Source organism: Massilia sp. IC2-477, from assembly GCF_020707265.1.
In the GTDB taxonomy this organism is placed as follows: domain Bacteria; phylum Pseudomonadota; class Gammaproteobacteria; order Burkholderiales; family Burkholderiaceae_D; genus Telluria.
Genome location: NZ_JAJFEQ010000010.1, coordinates 94,721 through 112,562, shown reverse-complemented (window position 1 = coordinate 112,562; position 17,842 = coordinate 94,721). Strand labels below are relative to the sequence as shown.

The 17,842-nt window shown below is 65.8% G+C and carries 16 protein-coding genes; 14 read left to right on the top strand and 2 right to left on the bottom strand.

Annotated features, from left to right (window positions below):
* The first annotated feature begins 11 nt into the window (after positions 1–11).
* The 4 genes from LK542_RS19515 to LK542_RS19500 all read left to right on the top strand — a co-directional run bounded on the left by LK542_RS19515 (position 12) and on the right by LK542_RS19500 (position 3,217).
* Positions 12–758: an ATP-binding cassette domain-containing protein gene (locus tag LK542_RS19515; protein ID WP_227813237.1), complete on the top strand. Its 747-nt coding sequence runs from the start codon at positions 12–14 to the stop codon at positions 756–758.
* An 86-nt stretch (positions 759–844) separates the two neighbouring features.
* Positions 845–1,654, top strand: coding sequence for an endonuclease/exonuclease/phosphatase family protein (locus LK542_RS19510; RefSeq protein WP_227813236.1), 810 nt, complete (start codon positions 845–847; stop codon positions 1,652–1,654).
* Between the two features lie 3 nt (positions 1,655–1,657).
* On the top strand, positions 1,658–2,818 hold the full coding sequence (clsB, locus tag LK542_RS19505; RefSeq protein ID WP_227813235.1) for a cardiolipin synthase ClsB: 1,161 nt from the start codon (positions 1,658–1,660) through the stop codon (positions 2,816–2,818).
* Positions 2,819–2,833: 15 nt separating this feature from the next.
* Entirely contained in the window at positions 2,834–3,217 is a 384-nt protein-coding gene (locus LK542_RS19500) for an RNA-binding S4 domain-containing protein (protein ID WP_227802749.1), read from the top strand.
* Positions 3,218–3,220: 3 nt separating this feature from the next.
* On the opposite strand, the gene LK542_RS19495 is transcribed toward LK542_RS19500, so the two are convergent.
* Entirely contained in the window at positions 3,221–3,922 is a 702-nt protein-coding gene (locus tag LK542_RS19495; protein ID WP_227813234.1) for a MerR family transcriptional regulator, read from the bottom strand.
* Positions 3,923–4,058: 136 nt separating this feature from the next.
* Between LK542_RS19495 and LK542_RS19490 the strand changes: the two genes are divergently transcribed.
* The 10 genes from LK542_RS19490 (at position 4,059) to LK542_RS19445 (ending at position 17,046) form a co-directional block, all read left to right on the top strand.
* Positions 4,059–5,141 carry a glycosyltransferase gene (locus LK542_RS19490; RefSeq protein WP_227813233.1) on the top strand — a complete coding sequence of 361 codons (1,083 nt, stop codon included), beginning with the start codon at positions 4,059–4,061 and terminating at the stop codon, positions 5,139–5,141.
* A gap of 284 nt (positions 5,142–5,425) precedes the next feature.
* Complete coding sequence (locus tag LK542_RS19485; RefSeq protein ID WP_227813232.1) at positions 5,426–7,264, top strand: DUF1800 family protein; 1,839 nt, start codon at positions 5,426–5,428, stop codon at positions 7,262–7,264.
* An 11-nt stretch (positions 7,265–7,275) separates the two neighbouring features.
* The gene (locus LK542_RS19480; RefSeq protein WP_227813231.1) at positions 7,276–8,655 is read left to right on the top strand and encodes a DUF1501 domain-containing protein; all 1,380 of its coding nucleotides are present in this window, start codon (positions 7,276–7,278) and stop codon (positions 8,653–8,655) included.
* A gap of 320 nt (positions 8,656–8,975) precedes the next feature.
* On the top strand, positions 8,976–9,581 hold the full coding sequence (locus LK542_RS19475) for a TetR/AcrR family transcriptional regulator (RefSeq protein ID WP_227802754.1): 606 nt from the start codon (positions 8,976–8,978) through the stop codon (positions 9,579–9,581).
* Between the two features lie 46 nt (positions 9,582–9,627).
* The gene (locus LK542_RS19470; protein WP_227813230.1) at positions 9,628–11,418 is read left to right on the top strand and encodes an acyl-CoA dehydrogenase C-terminal domain-containing protein; all 1,791 of its coding nucleotides are present in this window, start codon (positions 9,628–9,630) and stop codon (positions 11,416–11,418) included.
* Between the two features lie 64 nt (positions 11,419–11,482).
* On the top strand, positions 11,483–13,879 hold the full coding sequence (locus LK542_RS19465; RefSeq protein WP_227813229.1) for a 3-hydroxyacyl-CoA dehydrogenase/enoyl-CoA hydratase family protein: 2,397 nt from the start codon (positions 11,483–11,485) through the stop codon (positions 13,877–13,879).
* Positions 13,880–13,906: 27 nt separating this feature from the next.
* The gene (locus tag LK542_RS19460; RefSeq protein WP_227802757.1) at positions 13,907–15,103 is read left to right on the top strand and encodes an acetyl-CoA C-acyltransferase; all 1,197 of its coding nucleotides are present in this window, start codon (positions 13,907–13,909) and stop codon (positions 15,101–15,103) included.
* Positions 15,104–15,236: 133 nt separating this feature from the next.
* A complete protein-coding gene (locus LK542_RS19455; protein WP_227813228.1) occupies positions 15,237–16,016 on the top strand; it encodes an enoyl-CoA hydratase in 780 nt (259 codons plus the stop codon).
* A gap of 109 nt (positions 16,017–16,125) precedes the next feature.
* The gene (locus LK542_RS19450) at positions 16,126–16,596 is read left to right on the top strand and encodes a hypothetical protein (RefSeq protein ID WP_227813227.1); all 471 of its coding nucleotides are present in this window, start codon (positions 16,126–16,128) and stop codon (positions 16,594–16,596) included.
* Positions 16,597–16,608: 12 nt separating this feature from the next.
* On the top strand, positions 16,609–17,046 hold the full coding sequence (locus LK542_RS19445) for a hypothetical protein (protein ID WP_227813226.1): 438 nt from the start codon (positions 16,609–16,611) through the stop codon (positions 17,044–17,046).
* A 13-nt stretch (positions 17,047–17,059) separates the two neighbouring features.
* On the opposite strand, the gene LK542_RS19440 is transcribed toward LK542_RS19445, so the two are convergent.
* Positions 17,060–17,794, bottom strand: coding sequence for an SDR family oxidoreductase (locus LK542_RS19440; protein WP_227813225.1), 735 nt, complete (start codon positions 17,792–17,794; stop codon positions 17,060–17,062).
* Positions 17,795–17,842: the final 48 nt, after the last annotated feature.

Genomic DNA, 17,842 nt, shown 5'->3' with positions numbered 1-17,842 from the left:
AGGTGCCGGACATGGACGTGACGATCGACGAAGCCGCGGCGCCCGCAGCCGTGGCCGACCGCCAGGGTGCGGCCGTGGCACTGCGTGCGCTGCGCAAGCGCTACGGCGAACGCGTGGTGCTGGACGACATCGAGCTGCGCATCGCGCCCGGCGAGTTCGTGGCCGTGATCGGGCGCAGCGGCTGCGGCAAGAGTACGCTGCTGCGCCTGCTGGCTGGACTGGAAGCGCCGGATGGCGGTGCGGTGGAAGTGGCGGCCGGCGAGGGCGCGACGCGCCTGATGTTCCAGGATGCGCGCCTGCTGCCCTGGAAAAGCGTGCTGGACAATGTCGCCCTCGGGCTGCCTGGGGGCAAGGACCGGGCACTGCAAACCCTGGAGACGGTGGGACTGGCGTCCCGTGCCCATGAGTGGCCGGCGGTGCTGTCCGGCGGCCAGCGCCAGCGCGTCGCCCTGGCCCGCGCCCTCGTGCATGCGCCGCGCCTGCTGCTGCTGGACGAGCCGCTGGGCGCCCTCGACGCCTTGACCCGCATCGAGATGCAGCGCCTGATCGAGACCCTGTGGCTGCGCCACGGCTTCAGCGCCGTGCTGGTGACGCACGACGTCCAGGAGGCGCTGGCCCTGGCCGACCGCGTGCTGGTCATCGACGGCGGCCGCATCGCCTGCGACATCCCGGTGCCGCTGGCGCGGCCACGCGAGCGCGGCAGTGCGGACTTCGCGGCCCTCGAACGGAGGCTGCTGGGGCAGGTCCTGGGCGCCTGAGCAGCGCGCGCACACCTTTCCCGCTGGCACCGCACGATTGGACCGGCCGCGCCGGCCTGGGCGCCTGATGTTGTTAGAATGTTCCCATGAAAATTCGTGTGGCCACCTACAACATCCACAAGGGCGTCTCCTCGCTGCGCAGCCAGCCGCGCGTGATCGCGTTGAAGAAGGCGATCGCCGAATTCCATGCCGATGTCGTCTTCCTGCAGGAAGTGCAGGGCCGGCACGACCGTTTCCAGGCGCGCTACGGCAAGGAAGAGCATGCGCACCGCCACTGGCCCGAGACCGCCCAGTACGATTATTTCAAGGGCGAGAAGCACCACAGCGCCTACGGCATGAACGCCGTGTACGACCACGGCCACCACGGCAATGCGCTGCTGAGCGCCTTCCCGATCGAGAATTCGCACAACCACGACGTCTCCGACCACGCCTACGAGCAGCGCGGCATCCTGCACTGCGTGCTGAACACGCAGGGTGGCCGCGTCCACTGCTACGTGGTGCACCTGGGCCTGTTCGAAGGCAGCCGCGGGCGCCAGACCGAGGCCCTGATCGAGCACGTCAACGCCTCTTCGCACGGCGAGCCGGTGATCATTGCCGGCGACTTCAACGACTGGCGCAATACCCTCAGCGACCGCCTGCGCAACGCCCTCGGCGTGGTCGAGGTGTTCGACGAGCTAAGGCCGAAGTCGCCGCTGGGCGACATGGTGCGCAGCTGGGCCGGCCGGCAGCCGCGCCTGGCGCCGGCGCGCACCTTCCCGGCCATGCTGCCCTGGTTCCGCCTCGACCGCATCTATGTGCGCGGCTTTCAGGTGGATAACGCGCAAGTGATGCACGGCCCGCTGTGGGCCAAGCTGTCCGACCACGCACCGATCGTGGCGGAACTGCAGCTCGCGTAGGCCATGCGCCACGTCAGCTTTGTCGACAACAACGATGTCACCCTGCTGGAGAGCGGCACCGCGTTCTTCCCGGCCCTGATCGCCGCCATCGACGCGGCGCAGTACGACATCCTGTTCGAAACCTATATCTTCGCCGAGGATGAGGTCGGGCATGCCGTGCGCGACGCCCTGATCCGCGCCGACCGCCGTGGCGTCAAGGTGCGCGTGCTGGTCGACTGGATCGGTACCGAGCACCGGCCCGCGCTGCGCCTGGGCGAAGCCTTCGCAAGCGCCGGCGTGCAGTACCGCGTCTTCAACCCCTGGTGCAAGCGCGGCATCGCGCGCTCGCACCGCAAGATCGTCGTGGTCGACCGCGACGTCGCCTTCGTGGGCGGCATCAACATCAACGACGACTGGCGTTGCGACCACGCCGACAAGCATCGCCTGCCCGCGCCGCGCTGGGATTTCACGGTCCAGGTACGCGGTCCGCTGGTGGCCCAGATCCATGACGAGGCCCAGGGCCAGTGGCTGCGCGCGGGACGCCTGAAGCTCAGGCAGCGCATCGAGCTGTTCAAGGAAATGCGCAAGGAAGCGGAGCAGTCCTGCGCCTACCCCGCGCGCGCCGCCTTCGTGGTGCGCGACAACCTGCGCAACCGTTCCACCATCCAGCGTGCGTACCTGCAGGCCCTGGGCCGCGCCAAGCACAGCGTGCTGCTAGCAACCCCGTACTTCGCGCCGGGCCGCAAGTTCCGCAAGGCGCTCGCGCATGCGGCACGGCGCGGGGTGCAGGTGACCTTGCTCATCGGGGTAGGGGAGTTCGTCATCCAGGACATGGTGGCCCACTCCTTCTACCCCAAGCTGCTGGCCGACGGCATCCGGGTGGTCGAGTACCGCAAGACCCAGCTGCACGCCAAGGTCGCGGTGGTCGATGACGACTGGGCCACGGTCGGCTCCAGCAACTGCGACGGGCTGTCGCTGTTCCTGAACCAGGAAGCCAATGTGGTGGTGCTGGACGAGCGCTTCGCCGCCACCATGCGCGCGCACATCGAGCGCGGCATCGCGGACGGCGTGCCGATCCGGGCCGAGGATTATGCCCACACGGGCTGGTTCCGGCGTGCGAGCTATGGATTGGCCTACATGGTGTATAAACTGGTCATGCGGATCTTCGCGATCGGCTATGCATAAATTAGGGTAGGCAACATGGAAGACAACAACGTACGAATCGACAAATGGCTGTGGGCGGCGCGCTTCTTCAAGACGCGCTCGATGGCGACCGACGCGATCGACCGCGGCCGCGTGCGCATCGACGGCGAGCCGATCAAACCGGCGCGCAACGTCAAGGTGAACGACAAGATCTTCATCGACAACGGCTCGGACCGCTGGGAAGTGATCGTGGCCGCGATTTCCGGCACGCGCGGCCCGGCGCCGGTAGCGCGCACCCTGTATTTCGAAACCGACGAGAGCATCGCCAAGCGCGAAAACGACAAGACCGCGCGCCGGCTGTTCCCCGAACCGAGCATGGAACTCAAGGGGCGTCCGACCAAGCGCGATCGCCGGGCCATCAACCGCATCAACGACGAATAGTCCTCACGCCTGCGGCGCCGATGCGCCGCAGGCCAGCGCTTTGTCGAGGTAGGCCACCAGCGCCGCATCCCATCCATGCAAGCCAGTCGGCGGCGCAACCGAACGCAGCCGCGCCAAGGCTTCCTCCACCCTCGGGTCGCCGCCGCTGAATTCCCGGATCAATGCGCGTGCGCGCCGGGCGATTGCCTGTGCCGCCGGCGCATCCGGTGCGAGTCCCGTGTCCATGCATGTCCGCAGTTCCCGGCCAACGCGTTCCCATGCCCCGAGGCCTTGCCCCGCCTTGGGCGCATGCGAACGCTGCTCGATTGATCGCATCGCGGCCAGCGTTGCCAGGAGGCTGTCCGCATCAATATGTTTTTCGGGCAGTGCCGTCAGGCTGCGGAGGCGGTCGCGCAAGCCGCCCAACTGCAGCATGCGCTCTTCGGTGCGTGCGAGCTGGGTCTGGAGCATTCCCATCAATGATTCATCCTGGCCAAGGCTGGCCTTGATGTCGTCCAGCGACAGGCCGAGTTCGCGCAGCGCACGGATCCGGTACAGCTGCCTGACCGCGGCATCGTCGTACAGCCGGTGCCTGCCGCCGCTGCGCCGCACCGCGGCCAGCAGGCCGATCTGCTCGTAATGGTGCAGGGTCCTCACCGTCACCTTGGTCGCGGCCGCGAGTTCGCCAATGCGCCAGAGTTTTCCGGGAGTGTCGGGGATGTCCATGGTGGTGCCAGTGTACAAGCTCACGCAGCGTCAGGTTCAAGTGCCGGAAGAAAGAGCATCCCCACCCTTGCATCTCACGTAGCGTGAGTTTGTAGACTGTCCGGCATCGTTCAACCGGAGCAGGAGCACGACCAGCATGCGCATACTTCTTTCGACCATCGGCACCAGGGGCGACGTGCAGCCCATGCTGGCCCTCGCAATGGCCCTGCGGGAGCGCGGCCACGATCCCTGTTTCTGCGTCCCGCCCGACTTCTGCGAATGGATCGCAGCCATGGGTTTCCGGGCATACGCTGTCGGGCCGGCGCTACGGCAGCCGGGCCCGGCTGCATCGGCTGCCCCGGCGGCCACCGATATGCAGGGCATGGCGGAGCGAACCCTGGCCGCACAGTTCAGCGCCATCAGCGAGGCCGCCCGTGGCTGCGAGCTGATCGTCGGGGCCACTGCGCTGCAGATCGCCGCGCCATCGATCGCCGAAGCAATGGGCGTTCCCTACGTCTTCGCAGCCTTCTGCCCCGCGGCCTTGCCTTCTCCCTGTCATGCGCCGCCCGTCTATACGAGCCTGGGCGAGCGGCCGGATGCCGCGAGCACCGACTATCCAGAGCGCTGGGAGCGCGATGCGCAGCGCTGGAACCTGGCCTGGCGCGCGCCGCTCAACCAACACCGGGCAGCACTCGGGCTGGCCGCCGTCGATGATGTCCGCAGCCACGTGTTGACCAGCTTCCCCTGGCTGGCGGCCGATCCGGTGCTGGCGCCGTGGCCGGGCCCGGCTGATCCCGCAGTGATCCAGACCGGGGCATGGATGCTCGCCGACGACCGTGCCTTGCCCGACGAGGTGCAGCGCTTCCTGGATGCGGGCGAGGCCCCTGTCTACATCGGCTTCGGCAGCGCGATGTCCGGACAGGGCGCCGCGGCGCTGCTCGCCGCCGCGGCGCGTGCCCTGGGGCGCAGGTGCATCGTGTCGCGTGGCTGGGCCGGACTGGACCGGAGTGATTCAGCGGAAGACTGCTTGCTCATCGATGAATGCAACCACCACGCACTGTTCAGGCGTGTGGCGGCGGTCGTGCATCACGGCGGCGCGGGGACCACAAGCACCGCCGCGCTGGTCGGAGCACCCCAGCTCATCATTCCCCAGCAATACGACCAGTTCTATTGGGCCCGCCAGGTCGCCGAACTGCGATCGGGGCAGGCGCGCCACAAGAACCGCATCCGGAACAAGTAGCCGAGCTGCTGCGGCACATCCTGCAGCCGGCGATGGCGCAGCAGGCGCGCGAAGTCGCCAGTCATGTCGATCCGGATGGCGCCGCTGTTGCGGCTCAGCTCCTGAGCAATGGAATGCCCCCAAACGTGGGGGGATTACGCGCAGTGCATACATTTTAATGACAATTGGAAACAGTTTCCGTACGACAATATATTCGTAAATACATTTGACGGACCTGCATGAGGCGCGACACAGGCCGACTGCGTACCAACAACCACGGCACATCGTGCCGACGAGGAGAAACCATGATCGAGCGCTTCCGTGCACTGTCCCTGGCCTGTGTGCTGGGACTGTCGAGTCCAGCCTGGGCCGCGACCGCCACCATCGACACCACCGCCAGGAATGGCGTTGTCCAGCTCGGCAAGACCGTTTGGCTGAGCGGCAAGGTCGATGGCAAGGGCATGTCGATGAACTTCAGCGTCAACGGCGTTGCAGGCGGCAACGCGACCTATGGCACCGTCAACTCGCAGAACGGCGAATACCGTGCGCCCGCGGTCATGCCACCGAATCCGGTCATCACCATCCGGGGGCAGACCACGCAGTGGGCGCCGGTGCAGGCCAGCGCCAGCGTCGCCCTGACCCTGGTGTCGACTGCCGGCACGCCGACCCCCAATCCGACCCCGACGCCAACGCCCACCCCAACGCCGACGCCGATCCCGGAGTCTGCGCCGGACGCCCAGACGCAGGCGGCCGCGCGCTTCCTGCAACAGGCCAGCTTTGGTCCGACCCCGGCCGCGATTGCCGCCTACAAGCAGATGGGGCAGGCCGCCTGGCTGGACCAGCAGTTCAGCACGGCGCCCAGCCCGATGCCGGTCACGGGCGACCTGAACGTCTTGCGCACCAACTGGTTCAAGAACATGGCCAGCGGCCAGGACCAGCTGCGCCAGCGCATCATCTTCGCGCTGTCGCAGATCTTCGTGGTTTCGGCAGACAAGAATCCGTATGCAAACGAAATGCAGCCCTGGCTCACCACGCTGCAGAATCATGCGTTCGGCAACTACTACAACCTGCTGCGCGAGATGTCGCTGAATCCCGCCATGGGCAAGTACCTGGACATGGGCAACAGCGTACTCCCGGCGCCGAACGAGAACTATGCGCGCGAAGTCATGCAGCTGTTCACCATCGGCCCGGTCATGCTCAACCAGGACGGCAGCATCCAGCGCGACCGCTTCGGCGAAGCGGTGGCCAGCTATGACCAGCAGACCATCGGCGAGCTGGCCCGCGCACTGAGCGGCTGGACCTATGCCGGCCCGGCCAACCGCCTCAACTTTGAAAACTTCAGCGGCCCGATGCAGCCGCTCGACAGCATGCACGACAAGGGCGCCAAGACGCTGCTCCAGGGCGTGACGCTGCCGGCAGGGCAGAGCGCGCAGCAGGACTTCGACGCGGCGATGCAGAACCTGTTCCAGCACCCGAACATCGCGCCCTTCGTGGCAACGCGCCTGATCCGTGCGCTGGTGACCAGCAATCCGAGCCCGGCCTACATCGCCCGGGTCGCGGACGTATTCGCCAACGGCCCGGCCGGACGCGGCGACATGAAGGCAACGATCACGGCAGTCCTGCTGGATCCCGACGCGCGCAACGACGGTGCGCCGTCCGGCAAGCTGAAAGATCCAATCCTGCAGATCCTCAGCCTGGTGCGCGCCGCCAATGGCAACGTGCTGAACCCCGCCAACCTGTTCTGGGAGACTTCGCTGCTGGGCCAGCAGCTGCTGAATGCGCCGACCGTGTTCAGCTTCTTCTCGCCGCTGACGCCGCTGCCGGGGCATCCGGAGCAGTTCGGCCCCGAGTTCCAGGTCTATACCCCGGCGCTGGCCGTGGCGCGCGCCAACTTCGTGTACCGCCTGCTGAACGACGAGTTCGCCAGCATGATCAAGATCGATCTCGGTCCTTACATGAACGCCGCCGGCGACCCCGCCGCGCTGGTCAGCCTGGTGGATGCGACCCTGCTCCACGGCCGCATGAGCCCGGCAACCCGCCAGGCCATCCTCGCCAGCGTCGCCGCCACCACGGACAAGAAACAGCGTGCGCTCACCGCCTTGTACCTGACGGCGATCACCGCCGACTTCGCCGTCCAGCATTGAAAGGAAACACCATGAGCAAACATTCGATGTCCCGCCGCGCCTTCCTCGGCAGGAGCGCACAGGTCGGCATGCTGGGCGCCTTGTCCTCGCTCGGTCTGCTGGGCGCGCCGCGCAGCGCCAAGGCTGCCGTGTCCGACTACAAGGCCCTGGTCTGCGTCTACCTGTTTGGCGGCAACGATGGCAATAACATGATCGTGCCGCTCGACCCTGGCCGCTACGGCAAGTACACGGCGATCCGCAGCAGCAGCGGACTGGCCCTGTCCCAGGGGGTGAATACCCTGCTGGGCACCCGCAGCAGCACCCTGAAGGCAGTCGACAACCCGGTCGAGCAGCCGTTTGCCTTCCACTACGGCATGCCCGAGATCGACGCCCTGTACCAGCAGGGCAAGGTGGCGGCGCTGCTGAACGTGGGCAGCCTGCACCAGCCCCTGAGCAAGGCACAGTACCAGTCCGGCGTCGGCGTGCCGGCCCAGCTGTTCTCTCACCCGGACCAGAACCTGCAGAACCAGGCCGGCACCCCGTCCGTGGGCGGTACCGGCTGGGGCGGGCGCCTGGTCGAGGCACTGGGTACGCAAGGCAGCCTGAGCGCGGTCGCCGTCGGCGGCAATGGCCTGTTCGTGGAAGGCGCGACCATTCATGGCAACGTGCTGCCGGCCAATGGACAACTCAACCTGCTGGGCATGAACTTCTGGCCGCAGTCCGAATCGGACACCCGGCAGGCGGCGCTGATGCAGATCCTGAATGCGCCGGGCGCCAATCCGGTCGATGGCGCCGCCAACAAGGCCCTGCTGGACGGCATCGGACTGGCGCAGGAACTGAAAGCGGCGAATGCGGCCACTCCGCTGGCGACGGTGTTCCCGGGCTACGGCCTGGCGCAGCAACTCAAGACCGTCGCCCAGCTGATCCGCATGCGCGCACAGCAGGGACCGGGCCGCCAGGTGTTCTTCGTCTCGCAGGGCGGTTTCGACACCCACGGCACCCAGGCCTACCAGCAGTTCGAGATGCTGCGCCAGGTGTCGCGCTCGCTGGGCGCCTTCCAGGAAGCCTTGAACGAGATCGGCGCCGCCGACATGGTCACCAGCTTCACCATGTCCGATTTCGGCCGCACCCTGCAGCCGGCCAGCGGCGGCACCGACCACGCCTGGGGCAACCACCAGCTGATCATCGGGAATGCGGTGCTGGGCGGCCTGTATGGCGCCTTCCCGGACTTCACCCTGGGCGGCAACAGCGATGCGACCGGCCGCGGAGTCTGGATTCCCCAGTTCTCCAACCAGCAGTACGGCGCCACCCTGGGCCACTGGATGGGCGCCGACGTCGAAGTGCTCGAGAACCAGGTGTTCAAGAACGAGCTGGGCCGTTTCCCGCTCAAGAACCTCGGGTTCATGGGCTGAAGCCCACAATAGGCCTGCCGCCCCGGCAGGCCTGGTCCGGCCCGCTCCCGGCCAATCTTTTCTTCCTCCGACAGCAATCAAATCAGCCCGCCTCCGCGCCACGCGGGCCGAAAATCGGTTACCTTTATGTCTGCGACAACGTTGTCCTGCCCGCCATCGGGCAGGAACGTCCTGTGGGTGGTTTCTCCGCCTACCGTTGTCGTGCATCAATAGAATCTCGCCTCTAAGTTCCCGTTTGACATTTCAACTCTGGTAGATAATAGTACGAGCGTTCGGATTTTTTCGATTCAGGGGCTGTCATTACTACTTCAGCAAAATTCATGCGCAAGGGCGAACTCACGCGGGCAGCGATCCTGGACGTGGCGCTCGAGCTGTCGAGCCGCGATGGCCTGGAAGGCCTGACCATCGGTTTGCTGGCCGACCGGATGAACATGTCCAAGTCCGGCGTGTTCGCCCACTTCGGTTCGCGCGAAGACCTGCAGCTCGAGGTAGTCAAGCTGTATCACCACCGCTTCGAGCAGGAAGTGTTCTTCCCGAGCGTACGCGAGCCGCGCGGCCTGCCGCGCCTGCAGTCGATGTTCGACCGCTGGCTGGCGCGCGTCTCGGTCGAGATCGCGTCCGGCTGCATCTACATCAGCGGCGCCGTCGAGTACGACGACCGTCCGGGCCCGATCCGCGAGGAGCTGGTCAAGATGGTGCAGGCCTGGCAGGGCGCATTGCAGCGCGCCGCGCGCCAGGCGATCGAGGTCGGCCACCTGCGTGCCGACACCGACGCCGACCAGCTGGTGTACGAGATGTACGGGCTGATCCTGGCCCTGCACCACGATGCCCGCTTCCTGCGCATGCCGGGTGCGGTCGAACGTGCCCGCCGCGGTTTCGAGCGGCTGATCGAAAATTATCGCAATCCATCCATGCCGGCCCAATAACGCGCCGCCAGTCAAACACACTTTTACCTTCGTTCAGGAGAAAACCATGGGTCAGTACGTCGCGCCAATCCGGGATATGCAGTTCGTTCTGCACGAATTCCTCAATGTCAGCGAAGAGTTCAAGAACCTGCCTGCCTACCAGGAAATCGACGCCGACATCATCAACCAGGTGCTGGAAGAAGGTGCGAAGTTCACGCAGGAAGTGCTGTTCCCGCTGAACCACTCGGGCGACCGCGAAGGCTGCCACTTCGACGCGACCACCAAGGCCGTGACCACTCCAAAGGGTTTCAAAGAAGCGTATAAACAGTATGTCGAAGGCGGCTGGGCCGCGCTGGCATGCGATCCGGAATACGGCGGCCAGGGCCTGCCGGTTTCGCTCAACAACTCGTTCTACGAGATGCTGAACTCCTCGAACCAGGCATGGACCATGTACCCGGGCCTGTCGCACGGCGCCTACGAGTGCCTGAAGGAGCACGGCACCGACGAGCAGAAGAAGCTGTTCCTGCCGAAGCTGGTCTCGGGCGAATGGACCGGCACCATGTGCCTGACCGAAGCGCACTGCGGCACCGACCTGGGCCTCCTGCGCACCAAGGCCGAACCACAGGCCGACGGCACCTACAGCATCAGCGGCTCCAAGATCTTCATCTCGGCCGGCGAACACGACATGGCCGAGAACATCGTCCACCTGGTGCTGGCGCGCCTGCCGGACGCACCGGAAGGCTCGAAGGGCATCTCGCTGTTCCTGGTCCCGAAATTCAAGGTCAACGCCGACGGCTCGCTGGGCGAGCGTAACGGCATCGCCTGCGGCGCCATCGAAGAGAAGATGGGCATCCACGGCAACGCCACCTGCCAGATGAACCTGGACGGCGCGATCGGCACCCTGATCGGCCAGCCGCACAAGGGCCTGCAGGCGATGTTCGTGTTCATGAACGCCGCCCGCCTGGGCGTCGGCATGCAGTCGCTGGGCCTGACCGAAGTCGCCTACCAGAACGCGCTGGTGTACGCAAAAGACCGCATCCAGATGCGCAGCCTGTCGGGCCCGAAGGCGCCGGACAAGCCGGCCGACCCGATCATCGTGCACCCGGACGTGCGCCGCATGCTGCTGACCGCGAAAGCCTTCGCCGAAGGCGGCCGCGCACTGACCTCGTACATCGCGCTGCAGATCGACCGTGAACTGAACCACCCGGACGAAGCGGTGCGCAAGGAAGCCGCCGGCGAAGTCGCGCTGCTGACCCCGATCGTCAAGGCCTTCATCACCGACAACGGCTGGATCGCGACCTCGGAAGCGATGCAGGTGTACGGCGGCCACGGCTACATCAGCGAGTGGGGCATGGAGCAGTACGTGCGCGACGCCCGCATCAACATGATCTACGAAGGCACCAACACCGTGCAGTCGCTGGACCTGCTGGGCCGTAAGATCCTGATGGACAACGGCACCAAGCTGCGCGCCTTCGGCGAGAAGATCAAGGCTTTCGTCGAAGAGAACGGCCTGGACGAGTCGATGTCGGAATTCGTGACCCCGCTGGGCGAACTCGGCGAAAAGGTCACCAAGCTGACCATGGAAATCGGCATGAAGGCCTTCCAGAACCAGGACGAAGTCGGCGCCGCCGCCGTGCCTTACCTGCGCGTCGTGGGCCACCTGGTGTTCAGCTACTTCTTCGCCCAGATGGCGAAGATCGCGCTGGCCAAGCAGGATTCCGGCGACAAGTTCTACGAGGCGAAGCTGCACACCGCACGCTTCTACTTCGCCCGCCTGTACCCGGAAACCGCGATGCTGATCCGCCAGGCACGTTCGGGTTCGGCGAACCTGCTGGCCATGGACGCAGACCTGTTCTAACACTCCATCACATGGCCCCCGCAGACGAATGCGGGGGCCATGACTTATTCCTAAGGAAACAAGAATGTCCAATTTCATCGTGAAGAAAGTCGCCGTGCTGGGCGCCGGCGTGATGGGCGCGCAGATCGCTGCGCACTGCGTGAACGCCAAGGTGCCGGTCGTGCTGTTCGACCTGCCTGCGAAGGAAGGCCCCAAGAACGCCATCGTCCTCAAGGCCATCGAAGGCCTGAAAAAACTGTCGCCGGCCCCGCTGGGCAACAAGGATGACGCGGCCCTGATCGAAGTGGCCAACTACGAGGACAACCTCGACGTGCTGGCCGGCTGCGACCTGATCATCGAAGCCATCGCCGAGCGCATGGACTGGAAGCATGACCTGTACAAGAAGGTCGCGCCGCACATCGCCAAGAACGCGATCTTCGCCTCCAACACCTCGGGCCTGTCGATCAACAAGCTGGCCGAAGGCTTCGACGACGAACTGAAGGCGCGCTTCTGCGGCGTGCACTTCTTCAACCCGCCGCGCTACATGCACCTGGTCGAACTGATCCCGACCACCAGCACCCGCTTGGCAATCCTCGACCAGCTCGAGACCTTCCTGACCTCGACCCTGGGCAAGGGCGTGGTGCGCGCCAAAGACACCCCGAACTTCATCGCCAACCGTGTCGGCATCTTCGGCATGCTGGCCACCATCCACGAAGCCGAGAAGTTCGGCCTGTCGGTGGACGTGGTCGACGACCTGACCGGCGCCAAGCTGGGCCGCGCGAAGTCGGGCACCTTCCGTACCGCCGACGTCGTGGGCCTGGACACCATGGGCCACGTCATCAAGACCATGCAGGACAACCTGGCCGACGACCCGTTCTTCAGCGTCTACAAGACCCCTGACGTGCTGTCGAAGCTGATCGAGAAGGGCGCCCTGGGCCAGAAGGCCGGCGCCGGCTTCTACAAGAAGGTCGGCAAGGAGATCCAGCGCCTCGATTTCGCCACCGGCGAATACGTCGCAGGCGGCGCCAAGGCGGCCGACATCGTCGCCCGCATCCTGAAAGAAAAAGACCCGGTCAAGAAGTTCAAGGCCATGCGTGAATCGACCAACCCGCAGGCGCAGTTCCTGTGGGCGATCTTCCGCGACGCCTTCCACTACATCGCCTTCCACCTCGACACCATCGCCGACAACGCGCGCGACGTTGACTTCGCGATGCGCTGGGGCTTCGGCTGGAGCGTCGGTCCGTTCGAGACCTGGCAGGCCGCCGGCTGGACCCAGATCGCCCAGTGGGTGAAGGAAGACATCGACGCGGGCAAGGCCCTGACCAACGCACCGCTGCCAGCCTGGATATTCGAAGGCCCGGTGGCCGAGAAGGGCGTGCACACCGCGGAAGGTTCGTACTCGGTCTCGAAGAACGCCTACGTGCCGGTGTCGGATCTGCCGGTGTACCAGCGCCAGCAGTTCCGCGCACCAGTGGTCGGCTCGACCACCATCGATCCGAAGACTGCCGGCACCACCGTGTTCGAGGACGACTCGGTGCGCCTGTGGCACTCGGATGACGAAGTGCTGGTCATCTCGCTCAAGACCAAGATGCACGTCATCGGCGAAGGCGTGGTGAAGGGCCTGCAGCGCGGCATGATCGAGGCGGAGAAGGGCTACAAGGGCCTGGTGATCTGGAACACCGACGCGGCCGAAGGCGGCGCCTTCTCGGCCGGCGCCGACCTGCAGTCGGCCATGCCGGCCTTCATGATGGGCGGCGCCAAGGCGATGGAGCCGATGGTGCGCCAGCTGCAGGACGTGTTCATGCAGATGAAGTACTCGAACATCCCGGTGGTCGCTGCGGTCGCAGGCCTGGCGCTGGGCGGCGGCTGCGAGATGGCGCTGCACGCCTCCAAGCGCGTGGCCTCGATCGAGTCCTACATCGGCCTGGTGGAAGTGGGCGTCGGCCTGGTGCCGGCCGGCGGCGGCCTGAAGGAAGCGGCAGTGCGCGCCTTCACCGAAGCCAAGGGCAACGACATCCTGCAATTCCTGAAGACCGGCTTCACCAACGCGGCTACCGCGCAGGTGTCGAAGTCGGCCCTGGAAGCGAAGGCCATGGGCTACCTGAAGGAAGACGACATCATCGTCTTCAACCCGTACGAACTGCTGCACGTGGCGAAGACCACCGCGCGCGCCATGTTCGACGCCGGCTACCGCGCTCCGGCGCGCCGCCCGGTGACCGTCACCGGCCGCTACGGCTGGGCGACCATCCGCGGCCAGCTGGTCAACATGCGTGACGGCGGCTTCATCTCGGCCTACGACTACCACCTGGGCGACACCATCGCCGAGATCGTGACCGGCGGCGACATCGACCAGGGCAGCGTCGTGTCGGAGCAGTGGCTGCTCGACATGGAACGCAAGGCCTTCATCGCGTTGCTGGGCAATCCGAAGACCCAGGAGCGCATCATGGGCATGATGCAAAACGGTAAGCCGGTGCGCAACTAAAGCGACGACAGAACAGGACGACAAATCATGAGCAAACAACTTCAAGACGCATACATCGTCGCAGCGACCCGCACCCCGATCGGCAAGGCGCCGCGCGGCTTCTTCAACAAGACCCGTCCAGACGACCTGCTGGTGCACGCCATCCGCGGCGCCATGGCGGCCGTGCCGAACCTGGATCCGGCCCTGATCGTCGACGCCATCGTCGGCTGCTCGTTCCCGGAAGCGGAGCAGGGCTTCAACGTGGCGCGTAACTCGGTGGTGCTGGCTGGCCTGCCGAACACCGTCGGCGGCGTCACCGTCAACCGCTACTGCGCTTCGGGCATCACCGCCCTGGCCATGGCGGCCGACCGCATCCGCGTGGGAGAAGCCGACGTGATGATCGCCGGCGGCGTCGAATCGATGTCGATGGTCCCGATGATGGGCCACCATCCTTCGATCAACATGGAAACGTTCAAGGACGAAAACGTGGGCCTGGCCTACGGCATGGGCCTGACCGCCGAGAAGGTCGCCGAGCAGTGGAAGGTGTCGCGCGAAGACCAGGACGCCTTCGGCCTGGAATCGCACCGCCGCGCCATCGCCGCCCAGCAGGCCGGTTACTTCAAGGACGAGATCACCCCGGTCGAAATCGTCACCCGCACCCCGAACCTGGCCACCGGTGAAATCACCGTCAAGCGCCGCACCGTGGACCTGGACGAAGGCCCGCGCGCCGACGCCTCGATGGAATCGATGGCCAAGCTCAAGCCGGTGTTCGCCGCCAAGGGCAGCGTGACCGCCGCGACCTCGTCGCAGATGTCGGACGGCGCCGGTGCGCTGATCGTCGTCAGCGAGAAGATCCTGAAGGAGCACAACCTGACCCCGCTGGCCAAGTTCTCCTCGTTCGCCGTGCGCGGCGTGCCGCCGGAGATCATGGGCATCGGCCCGAAGGTCGCCATCCCTGCAGCGCTGGCCGCGGCCGGCATCAGCCAGGACCAGCTGGACTGGATCGAACTGAACGAAGCCTTCGCCGCACAGGCGCTGGCCGTGATCCGCGACCTCGGTCTGGACACCAGCAAGGTCAACCCGATGGGCGGCGCGATCGCGCTGGGCCACCCGCTGGGCGCGACCGGCGCCATCCGCGCCGCGACCGTCGTGCACGCACTGCGCCGCAACAACCTGAAGTACGGCATGGTGACGATGTGCGTCGGCGCCGGCATGGGCGCGGCAGGCATCATCGAGCGCGTTTAAGGTTTTAGAAGTAGTACCGCGTGGGCGGGAGACCCGCCCACCCTACAAATGCGGATATGCCGCGAATCGTAGGGTGGGCAGGTTTCCTGCCCACGCGTTCATCCAGACTCAGAATAAACGGGAGACTCCAGACATGGACATGTTGATCACCAAGGCCAACGGCCTCTTGACCATCGAATTCAACCGCCTCGAGCGCAAGAACGCCATCACCGCCGCGATGTACCAATCGATGGCCGATGCGCTGATCGACGCCGAGAGCGACACCGCAGTGCGCGCCATCCTCATCGCCGGCAAGCCGGAGATCTTCACCGCCGGTAACGATCTCGACGACTTCATGAAGAATTCGGCCCCGATTCCAGGCGTGCCGGCCGAGAACCGCCCGGTGTTCCAGTTCATGCGCGCGCTGCACGGCTCGACCAAGCCGGTGATCGCCGCCGTGGCCGGCGCCGCCATCGGCATCGGCACCACCATGCTGATGCACTGCGACCTGGTCTATGCCGCCGACAACGCCAAGTTCTCGGTGCCTTTTACTCAGCTCGGCCTGTGCCCGGAATTCGGCTCCTCGCTGCTGCTGCCGCAACTGGCCGGCTACCCGCGCGCGGCCGAGAAGCTGCTGCTGGGCGAAGCCTTCGGCGCCCAGGAAGCCTTCGAGATGGGCCTGATCACCCGCGTGCTGCCGGCTGCCGAACTGCGCGCCTTCGCCGAACAGCAGGCTGCCAAGCTGGTGGCGCTGCCGGCCGCCTCGATCCGCACCACCAAGGCGCTGATGAAGCGTCCGCGCGTCGAAGACATCCAGGGTGCGATCGCCGCCGAAAACGAACGCTTCGCCGCCATGCTGCTGGCACCGGAAGCGAAGGAAGCCTTCACCGCCTTCTTCGAAAAGCGCAAGCCGGACTTCAGCAAGTTCGACTGATCGGAACGGGTGGGATAGCCCACCACGGGTGGGGGAAGTGTGGCTTGCCACCTTCTCCCTGCCGCATGTGACTCCTATACTTCGCGCTCACATCATCGAAGGGATTCACATGCAACACATGCTCCGTACCGGTATTGCAGCCTTGCTCGCAGTATCCATGACCATCGCCCCGGCTTTCGCCGGCACCCCGGACGACCATTACCTGCTCACCGCAGGCATGGTGCAGAAGCTGAAAACCGCCAACAAGTCGCTGGCCCAGGCCGACCTGCCGGAAGACACCCCTGCCCAGGAAAAAGAGGACGACAAATACCGCGTGAAGGGCGAGCTTCCGGTCGAACGCTTCATCCTGAGCATCGAGCGCCGTCCGCAGGCCAAGGCCCTGGTCCTCAAGCACGGTTTCACCCCAAAGGATTACGGCCTCGCCACCTACGCGATGCTGGACGCCGTCATGCACCTGACCTATGAAAAGATGGGTTCCAAGGACGACGTGGCCAAGCAATACGCCAAGCTGACCAAGGAACAGCAGGCCAATGTCGCCCTGCTGCGCAAGCTCGGTCCGGCCGCTTACTCATCCAACTAAGGCGGGGGCATCGTGAAGAGAGCACCTACCTCCCTGTTCCTCGCGCTGGTCCTCGGCGCCGCAAGCCAGCAGGCCGCGCATGCGCAAAGCTGGGCCGATCGCCTGCTCAACCTGGGCAGCGCGGCTAAGGCCGCCGGCAACCTGCGTGTGCCGGGCCTCGGACAGTCCGGCAAGTCGACCTCGAACAGTCCAGACGATCCAGTCTTCGGGCAGGCCAAAGTCGCCGCGCGCGCCCATCCGCAGTACCCGGGCGCCGAATGGCCGGACCGCATGGTGGAAGGCCATATCGCACGCGATCGCTACGGTTGCCCCGCCTTCTTCGCAAACGGCAAGTCGATGTTCGTCTACAGCTTCGACAAGTTCGAAGAGAAGGTCGATGGCGCCTGGGTGACGCTTGACATGCAAAAGCTGGCGAAGGAAGTTCCGCAGCATTGCACGGGCGGCGGCTGAGGTTTCGCCGGCATCAGGCCAGCGCCACCGCATCGGCGCCGGCCGGAATACGCAGCGGCGCGGCCGGGTCAAGCGCTGCCCGCCATATCGCTTCCACCACGTCGGCGGCATACGTCACCGGCCCGTCACCGCCCCTTCCGGCAAACACGCCCTCCACAAAACCCGCATACGCATCCGGTACGCTGCCCTGCATGCGCGGCGCGGCATTGCGCGCGAACGTCGTTTCGGGCGAGCGTCCCGGCAAGACCACATGGGCGCGTACGCCGATGGGCTGCAGTTCCAGTGCAAGCGATTCGGTCCAGGCGTTCATGGCCGCCTTGCTGGCGGTGTAGGCGGCCAGCAGCGGCAGCGGCAGCAGCGTCGTGCTCGACGAGACGTTGATGATGACACCAGCCCCGCGCTCGCGGAACTGCGGCAGCATCGCCTGCGCCATCGCCATCGCGCCCAGGACGTTGGTGTCGAACAGTTCGCGTAGCGTCGCCAGCGGGGTGGTCTCGAACACGCCCAGCAGGCCGATGCCGGCGTTGTTGACCAGGACGTCGACCTGTCCCGCCAGCCCGACTGCATGGCGGATGCTGGCTTCGTCGGACACGTCGAGCGGGATGATGCGCAGCCGGGGCGAGGCCGGCAGCAGGTCGGCACGCGGCGTGCGCATGGTGGCGACGACTTCCCAGCCGCGCTCCAGGAAATGACGGGCCGTCTCGAGGCCGAATCCGGACGAGCAGCCGGTGATGAGGATGGTGGGCATATGTGGCTCCTTGATGGGTGGTTGGTATGAGCAGGATAGGCCGCCGGG

Coding starts and splice junctions, on each gene's coding strand:
- LK542_RS19515 (WP_227813237.1), top strand. CDS start 12: ATGGACGTGACGATCGACGAAGCCGCGGCGCCCGCAGCCGTGGCCGAC.
- LK542_RS19510 (WP_227813236.1), top strand. CDS start 845: ATGAAAATTCGTGTGGCCACCTACAACATCCACAAGGGCGTCTCCTCG.
- clsB (WP_227813235.1), top strand. CDS start 1,658: ATGCGCCACGTCAGCTTTGTCGACAACAACGATGTCACCCTGCTGGAG.
- LK542_RS19500 (WP_227802749.1), top strand. CDS start 2,834: ATGGAAGACAACAACGTACGAATCGACAAATGGCTGTGGGCGGCGCGC.
- LK542_RS19495 (WP_227813234.1), bottom strand. CDS start 3,922: ATGGACATCCCCGACACTCCCGGAAAACTCTGGCGCATTGGCGAACTC.
- LK542_RS19490 (WP_227813233.1), top strand. CDS start 4,059: ATGCGCATACTTCTTTCGACCATCGGCACCAGGGGCGACGTGCAGCCC.
- LK542_RS19485 (WP_227813232.1), top strand. CDS start 5,426: ATGATCGAGCGCTTCCGTGCACTGTCCCTGGCCTGTGTGCTGGGACTG.
- LK542_RS19480 (WP_227813231.1), top strand. CDS start 7,276: ATGAGCAAACATTCGATGTCCCGCCGCGCCTTCCTCGGCAGGAGCGCA.
- LK542_RS19475 (WP_227802754.1), top strand. CDS start 8,976: ATGCGCAAGGGCGAACTCACGCGGGCAGCGATCCTGGACGTGGCGCTC.
- LK542_RS19470 (WP_227813230.1), top strand. CDS start 9,628: ATGGGTCAGTACGTCGCGCCAATCCGGGATATGCAGTTCGTTCTGCAC.
- LK542_RS19465 (WP_227813229.1), top strand. CDS start 11,483: ATGTCCAATTTCATCGTGAAGAAAGTCGCCGTGCTGGGCGCCGGCGTG.
- LK542_RS19460 (WP_227802757.1), top strand. CDS start 13,907: ATGAGCAAACAACTTCAAGACGCATACATCGTCGCAGCGACCCGCACC.
- LK542_RS19455 (WP_227813228.1), top strand. CDS start 15,237: ATGGACATGTTGATCACCAAGGCCAACGGCCTCTTGACCATCGAATTC.
- LK542_RS19450 (WP_227813227.1), top strand. CDS start 16,126: ATGCAACACATGCTCCGTACCGGTATTGCAGCCTTGCTCGCAGTATCC.
- LK542_RS19440 (WP_227813225.1), bottom strand. CDS start 17,794: ATGCCCACCATCCTCATCACCGGCTGCTCGTCCGGATTCGGCCTCGAG.